Source organism: Brevibacterium picturae (assembly GCF_030453725.1).
Classification (GTDB): Bacteria; Actinomycetota; Actinomycetes; order Actinomycetales; family Brevibacteriaceae; genus Brevibacterium; species Brevibacterium sandarakinum_A.
In genome coordinates this window covers 1-7,441 of record NZ_JAKDJU010000149.1, presented here as the reverse complement: position 1 = coordinate 7,441, position 7,441 = coordinate 1, and the positions used below count along the sequence as shown (strand labels likewise).

Genomic DNA, 7,441 nt, shown 5'->3' with positions numbered 1-7,441 from the left:
GTGCGGACCCAACAGACCATTATACGGCCACCCGGTTGCCGGAAATGACAGGTGGTGTTCAAAATTGTGCACGAGGAAGAGGAAAGTGAATGCATTCGGTGCTCGCAGTGGCGAATGAGAATCCGCAGATTGTGCAGAATCGTATCGTCCACCGCGACCACCGAATGCCTGTGCCGACCGATCCGGTGACGCCCGAGTCAGGCGTCGGTCGTTGCCTCCAGGACTGCGTCCCTGGCCTCGCGTCGCTTACGCTGCTCCCGTGGATCCGGAACCGGAACTGCGGACAGCAGTCGTTTAGTGTAGGGATGAACCGGGTTGCCGACAACCTGTGAGCTCTTCCCGATCTCCACCAGGTATCCGTGACGCATCACCGCGATGCGGGAGGCGATGCGTTCGATGACTGCCAGGTCGTGGCTGATGAACAGGCAGGCGAACCCGTATTCCTGCTGCAGCCCCTCGAACAGGTCGAGCACCTTCGCCTGAACCGAGACGTCCAGCGCAGAGGTCGGCTCATCGGCGATGAGCAGCTTGGGACGCAGTGTCAGCGCCCGAGCGATGCCGATCCTCTGCCGCTGACCGCCCGAGAGCTCATGCGGGTAGCGGTTGCGCATCGACGTGGGCAGCTCGACCGCGGTGAGCAGGTCTTCGACGCTCTTGCTCAGCTGTGGCCCCTTCATCCCCTCGTGCAGGTACAGGGGCTCACCGATGGATTCACCGACCGGCAGACGCGGGTTGAGCGAGGAGCCGGGATCCTGGAACACGATCCCCACTTCCTTGCGCAGCGGCCGCATCTTCTTGTTGCTCAGACCCTTGATGCTCGTGCCGTTGACGACCATGTCGCCTTCGACGGTGGGCAGGAGGCCCAGAGCGGCACGGCCGATCGTCGTCTTGCCCGAACCCGACTCGCCCACGAGTCCCACGACCTCTCCTGGAGCGATCATCAGGTTGACGTGATGAGCGGCGCGGAAGGCCTTCTTCCGCCCCATCGCCGGATACTCGATCGCCGCATCACGCAGCTGCAGAGCCGACGGCTTCGAGAAGTCGGCCTGAGAACCCGGATGGTAGTAGGTTTCGGTCGAATCCATCTCGAGGTCGAAACTGGGCTGATCGGCCTCCGCAATCTCCTTGGCCTCCATCGCCAGGTCGTCGGTCCGGTTCGCGCCGCCTTCGGCGACGGTCGCGGCTCCGGCGTCTTCCGTCCCCACAGGCTTCCGCTCCTCATCGACGTGCGGGTCCACACGGTCGTCGGAGTCGCCGGGCGCCGAAGCAGATTCGATCTCCGAGAGCTCGGTGCCGAATGCTTCTCCCTCGATGCCTGTGCCCAGGTGAGGAACGGCCTCGAGCAGCTGCTTCGTGTACGGATGCTGCGGGTGGTAGAAGATCTGCTGAGCGTCGCCGGCCTCAACCACGCGCCCCGCCCTCATCACGATGATCTGGTCGGCCATATCGGCGACGACGCCCATGTCGTGGGTGATGAGGATGATGCCGGCGTCGAGCTTCGACTTCAGCTGCCGCATGAGCTTGAGGATCTCAGCCTGAACGGTGACGTCCAGTGCTGTGGTCGGCTCGTCGGCGATGAGCAGTTTGGGCTGGCAGGCCAGCGCCTGGGCGATCATGATCCGCTGACGCTGTCCGCCCGAGAGCTGGTGTGGGAACGAATTGAAGCGATCCTCAGGATCGGGGATCTCGACGAGTCGCATCAGCTCGAGTGCCCGCTCCTTGGCCTCGTTGGGCCCGACATCGAGGTGGACGCGCAGGGTCTCCACGATCTGGAACCCCGCCGTGTATACCGGGTTGAGCGCGGTCATCGGCTCTTGGAAGATCACGGAGATCTCATTGCCGCGGATGTCCTGCATCTTCTCCGGTGACATGCCGATGAGTTCGGTGCTGCCCATCTTGGCTGAGCCGGTGGCGCGACCATTGCCAGGCAGCAGCCCCAGCAGCGACATGCTCGACTGCGATTTGCCGGACCCGGACTCGCCCACGATGGCCAGAACCTCGCCGGCGTTGACCGAGTAGCTGAGGTCCTCGGCGGCCATCCACCACTCATCGTTGACCCAGAAATTCACTCCCAGGCCCTTGACGTCGAGGACCGGTGATTTGGAGGTCTCAGTCTGTTCGGTCATCACTTCGCCCCTTTCTTCGTCATGCGCTCGGCCTTCTTCATCTTCCTCCAGCTCGGGATCGTCTTCATCCGTGGGTCGAACGCATCGCGCAGACCATCGCCGATGAAGTTGATGCTCAGAGCGATGGCGACGATGAACAGGCCCGGCCACCAGAACAGCCACGGACGGGTGGCGAATGAGGACTGATATTCACTGATCAGCTGACCCAGGGACACGTCCGGCGGTTGGATGCCGAAGCCGAGGAAGCTGAGCGCTGCCTCGAGGACGATCGCCTGGCTCATGAGCAGGGTGGTGTTGACGATGATGACGCCCATGGCGTTGGGCACCATGTGCTTGAACATGATCCGGAAGTCACCGGCCCCGGCCACTCGCGCCGAATCGACGAATTCCCGCTCACGCAGCGACAGGAAGTCGCCGCGGACGAGACGCGCCAGCCCCGTCCAGAGAATCGCCCCGAGGACGAGGCCGAGTATCGCTCCGTTCGTGCCGGAGACGAGACGACCGAGGATGGCTCCGACGACGATGGTCGGCAGGATGATGAAGCCGTCGGTGATGCGCATCAGGATCGCGTCGACCCAGCCACGGTAATAGCCCGCCAGGGCCCCGACGATGGTGCCGATCACCAGAGCCACACCACCGATGATGGCCATCACCATGATCGAGATCTGGGTGCCCTTCATCACCCGGGCGAAGTTGTCACGTCCGATCTCGTCCTGGCCGAAGGGGTGCTGACCGAGGTGGAAGGGATTCGACAGCGACCAGGTGGGTGCGCCGCCTGGATTGACGACCTGCCCCGAGGCCGTGTGGTTGAAGATCCACCAGCCGGGCAGTCCGAAGACTCCGAGGGAGGTGAAAGCGAATACTGCGATCGCAGCGAGGACGATGAGCCCGCCCATCGCTCCCTTGTGGCGAAGGAACTTGCGCAGAACGATCTTTCCCTGCGACTGCCCCTCGGTCTCCTTGGCCGCAATCGCATTGTCACCGACCTCCTCGAGATCGTGGGCGGTGTCTGTGTCTCTGTTGGTACTCATGCGTTGACTCGAATTCTTGGGTCGAGGACGGCGTAGAGGAAGTCCGCGACCAGGTTGGCGACGATGGCGAGCAGGCCCGTGATGACGATGTAGGCCATGACCGGATCGATCTCGGCGCGGTTCATCGAATCGATGAAGAGTCGGCCCATACCGTTCCAGCCGAAGATCGTCTCCGTGATCACGGCACCTCCGATCATCGTGATGATGTCGACCGGAACGATCGAGGCCAGGGGCAGCAGGCCGTTGCGCAGTGCGTGGCGCATGACGACAGTGCGCTCATTGAGGCCCTTCGCTCGCGCCGTGCGGATGTAGTCCTGGCTCATCACCTCGAGCATCGATCCCCGGGTGTAGCGGGTGTAGGAGGCGAAGGAGATGAGCACGAGGGCGATCGACGGCAGAAGCAGGTGAGTGAAGGTATCGAGGTTCGTCATCCAGAACCCGCCGTCGATGTTGGGCGAACTGGCTCCGATCGTCGCGATCGGACGACCGTTGATCGCCGGATGGCTCGAGTATGCGTCCCATTCCTGAAGCACCCTGTCGCAGAAGATGAGTACAGCGACGATGACTCCGGTGATGACCGTCGTCCTTGCGGTGTCCCAGGGATCGGGACCGCGGAAGGCCAGCCCGACACCGAGGCAGATCGCGGCGGCGAGGATGAGCAGCCCGACGATCCACAGCCAGTTCATCTCCACGTAGAAGAAGAGGTACTGCAGCGGCATGTAGAGCAGTGCGCCGATGACGACAACGGTGATGCTGGCGAGCAGGACCCGTCTGTTCTTCAGTCCCGTCGACAGATAGGTCATGACGACGGCCGCGCCTGCGCCGATGACGACGACGCCGACGAAGCCGATCGACGGGGACTGGGCCCAGCCGCTGGCAAGGATGTAGTAGATCGTGGCGAAGGAGATCAGCGTGGCGGCGCAGAAGGTGATGATCCTCCGCCGCCGGTCGCCGCCGACCGCACCCATCCAGAACAGTCCCATCGCCAGACAGACGACGACGACCGGCCACCAACTCGACAGTTGGGGCTCATTCATGAAGTTGTTGATCTCGATGGCCCCGTACTGCTTGAGCAGCACCGCAACCCAGAACACGGGCAGCGAGTAGAGGAGGAACGAGAGGAATGTGATGAAGTAGTCGAAGCCCGTGTACTGGCGGATGGCCGACACGACGCCGACTGCCACGCCGAGCACGATGGCCAGCAGAGTCGACGCGGTGATGAGCTTGACCGTGTTGACGATGGCGCCCTTGAGCTGGTCCGTGACCTCTTGGTTCTGGTACCACGCCGTTCCCAGGTCACATTGTCCGATGACGCAGCCTGCGGCGCCGGAGAGCCAGGAGAAGTAGCGAATGACGACGGGAGTGTCGAGGTCGAGCAGACGTCGGCGTGACTCGAAGAGGTCCTCGATGTTCGGCGATGTCGAGGCCCGCAGGTCCCAGAAGAAGTCCATGGCCGCGTTGAGCAGCAGGTAGAGGACGAAGGTGACGACCAGGAGCACGAGGGCGGTCGAGAGGAGTCGTCTGAGGATGAATCTGATCATGGTGTGGTGTCCGTTTCAATCTTCCGAAAACGCCGCTGTGGGGATCACACAGTGATCCCCACAGCGGATGGTGTGGAGAAGGACCGATCGCGTCAAGCGCGGATCAGTTGACTTCCCACTCCCAGTAGTTCCAGAAGATCGTCGGCGTCACGGTGGTCGTCGAGGCGTTCTTCAGGGTGTCCCGGTGGATGACGAGCGACGGGTGCTGGAAGATCGGGATTCCGAAGGCATCGTCGACAAGCTGCTTCTCGAGCTTCGTCGACAGTTCTGCCTGCTTGTCCTCGGGTGCGACGAGGATCTGATCGAGGATCTTCTCCGTCTTCTCATCCGAGTAGCCGCCGTAGTTGTTCTGCGATCCCGTCCGGTAGTTCGAGTCCGAGTCGGTGATGCCCGTGGACTCCGACTGCCAGCCGAACAGCGAAGCGTCATAGGTGCCGTCGCCGAGGCGGCTGCCCCAGTTGACGTCGCCGACGTCCTTGATCTCGAAGCCGGCCTTCTCTGCCGATTCCTTGATGAGCTGAACCTCCTGCTGACGACGCGCGTTCGTGTTGTCATACATGATGCGCACGGTCGGAGCATCTGCTCCGGCCTCGTCGAGAAGCTTCTTCGCACCGTCGATGTCGACGTCCTCGAAGTCCTCGATGCCCGATCCTTCGACGATCTCGTCGTACATCGGGGAACCGGGAACCTGGTTGTAGGAATCGCGGACGACCGCCTCGGGGTTGAGCGGCTTGATGATCTTGTCGACGATGTCCTGCCTCGGCACAGTCTTCATGAAGGCGGTGCGGACCTGGTTCGCCTTGTCCTCATCGCCGCCGTAGCTCTCAGGATCGAAGGGACCGCCGTTGTCGAAGGTGAAGTCGACGTGCTCATAGGTCGCGCCATCTGCCGCGTCGACCGTGACGCCCTCGAGCTCTTCGGCCGCCGAGAGCACGTCTGCGGTGGCCTGGGGTTGGGTGAAGTCGACCTCACCGTTCTCGATCGCCTGGACCATGGCCATGGGATCGCCGTTGTAGCGAATCGTCACGGTCTCGACCTTCGGCTTCTTCGGGCCGGTGTAGTTCTCGTCGAGCGTCAGCGTCAGATACTGACCTTCCTTGTAGTCGCTCATCTTGTAGGGACCGTTGTGGACCAGGAGATCCTCATCCTCCGGCATCGAGGTGAAGTCGAAGCCCGTGTTCCAGGTATTCGAGATCTTCGACAGCTTCTCGGTGTCCTCGTCCTTGAGCGCCGTGACGACGGCGTCCTTGGCCTTCGCCGGATCGTCGAGGCCCAGGGCCTTCTTGGCCACAAGATGGGCAGGCAGGCCCACACCGTCGGCACCCATGCCGAAGGCCGTCTTCCAGTCCGCGAAGGGCTTCGTGTACGAGAAGGTGATCGACTTGCCGTCATCGGACATCTCAGGGAAGTCCTCGATGAGCTGACTCGACACCACTGAGGAGTCGAAGTAGACGGTGTCGGAGCTGTTCTCCTTGAGCGTTCCGTCCTCGTTGGCGTTCGATTCCACGGTGTTGAAGTGACTCGAGGTCGCCGCCCAGGTGAGCGCGAGATCGCTTGCATCGACGGGGGTGCCGTCCGACCACTTCGCATCGTCATTGAAGGTGTACTTCACCTTGAGCGGATCTTCCGAGACCTGCTCGATGCTGCCGAGGGCACCGTCCTGGACCTTGAGCTCGTCGTCGTAGAACCCGAAATTGTCGTTCATCATGTACGTGACGATTGCGTTCGACACGGCATTGCCGTTCGTCGTCTGCGTGTTCATCGAGCGGAACGCCTCGTTCCAGCCGATGTTGAGCACGGAGCCCTCTGAACTGTTCTCACTGTCATCGCCACCGCCGGGAGGGGTGCAGGCGGTGAGCACCATTGCTGCCGCGGCGACCGACGCCCCGGCTGCGAGGAAGCGTTTATTCACGTTCTCTCCTTGTTGTCATAGGGCGAGTCACCCTCGTATTTGCATTCCACTTCCGGAGTGCATTCGGCCATGTGAGTCCCAGGTGGGACTGTGACCGCGTTCATGTTCTTCACATGGAATGCCTCAAAGCTAATTCACCCGGCAGTGTGACTGAGTCCACATACTGAGCAAATTTCACAATCGTTACCGTTTCGAAATCAAGGAAACATGCACACATCCTGCAGTCTCACTGGATAGGATGTTGAGGTGGTTAACAGTGAGATAGGTCGCAATTCAGAGAACAATCAGCCCACGGTCGTGCGGACAACGAGCTCCACGGTGCTCTTCTTCGTCATCGCCGGACTCTGCGTGGTGGGTGTCGGCTCGATCGTCGTCGGCGACTTCACATCGCGCGGTCTTGCGGTAGCTGGCATTCCGATCGCCATCATCACGATCGTCTATGTCCTCTACCGGTTTCCTCGGGTCGAACTGGGCCATCAGGAACTCGCGCTGATCAATCCGCTGCTCTCGGTCCGCATCCCCTGGAACCTCGTCGATGGGTTCGACACCCACTTCGGGCTAGGTGTGCGTACACATGAGAAGGTCTACTCCTCGTGGCCACTGGCCGGCCGCGGTAAGAAGATGGAAAAGGACGAGCACGGCGTCCGCAGGCTGATGGACAATCCCAATCCTGCCGTCGACACCGTGCTCGATCGCTATTCGGGCCTGGGCGATGATGAGCTGTCGAACCCACGTGGGCAACGCACGATCACCACGCGGTGGAACCTCGGCATCATCGCCGCACTCGTGGCCGCCGTCGTCTGGGCCGCTATCGGCTTCGCTGCCCTGCCC

Annotated in this window: 5 protein-coding genes; 1 reads left to right on the top strand and 4 read right to left on the bottom strand. The window is 61.8% G+C overall.

The features are described 5' to 3' along the window. Positions 1-197: 197 nt before the first annotated feature. The 4 genes from L0G76_RS12580 to L0G76_RS12565 all read right to left on the bottom strand — a co-directional run bounded on the left by L0G76_RS12580 (position 198) and on the right by L0G76_RS12565 (position 6,610). Entirely contained in the window at positions 198-2,126 is a 1,929-nt protein-coding gene (locus L0G76_RS12580) for an ABC transporter ATP-binding protein (protein WP_304357532.1), read from the bottom strand. Next, on the bottom strand, positions 2,126-3,157 hold the full coding sequence (locus tag L0G76_RS12575) for an ABC transporter permease (protein WP_304357531.1): 1,032 nt from the start codon (positions 3,155-3,157) through the stop codon (positions 2,126-2,128). The genes L0G76_RS12580 and L0G76_RS12575 overlap by 1 nt, the downstream gene beginning before the upstream one ends. After that, positions 3,154-4,698 carry an ABC transporter permease gene (locus tag L0G76_RS12570; RefSeq protein WP_304357530.1) on the bottom strand — a complete coding sequence of 515 codons (1,545 nt, stop codon included), beginning with the start codon at positions 4,696-4,698 and terminating at the stop codon, positions 3,154-3,156. The genes L0G76_RS12575 and L0G76_RS12570 overlap by 4 nt, the downstream gene beginning before the upstream one ends. A 103-nt stretch (positions 4,699-4,801) precedes the next feature. Then, a complete protein-coding gene (locus L0G76_RS12565; RefSeq protein WP_304357529.1) occupies positions 4,802-6,610 on the bottom strand; it encodes an ABC transporter family substrate-binding protein in 1,809 nt (602 codons plus the stop codon). A 246-nt stretch (positions 6,611-6,856) separates the two neighbouring features. Between L0G76_RS12565 and L0G76_RS12560 the strand changes: the two genes are divergently transcribed. Beyond that, positions 6,857-7,441, top strand: a 585-nt coding sequence (locus L0G76_RS12560) for a hypothetical protein (protein WP_304357528.1), incomplete at its 3' end; no start/stop codon positions are given.

Excerpts from the sequence above, each read along its gene's own strand:
- L0G76_RS12580 (WP_304357532.1), bottom strand. The coding sequence starts at position 2,126 with ATGACCGAACAGACTGAGACCTCCAAATCACCGGTCCTCGACGTCAAG.
- L0G76_RS12575 (WP_304357531.1), bottom strand. The coding sequence starts at position 3,157 with ATGAGTACCAACAGAGACACAGACACCGCCCACGATCTCGAGGAGGTC.
- L0G76_RS12570 (WP_304357530.1), bottom strand. The coding sequence starts at position 4,698 with ATGATCAGATTCATCCTCAGACGACTCCTCTCGACCGCCCTCGTGCTC.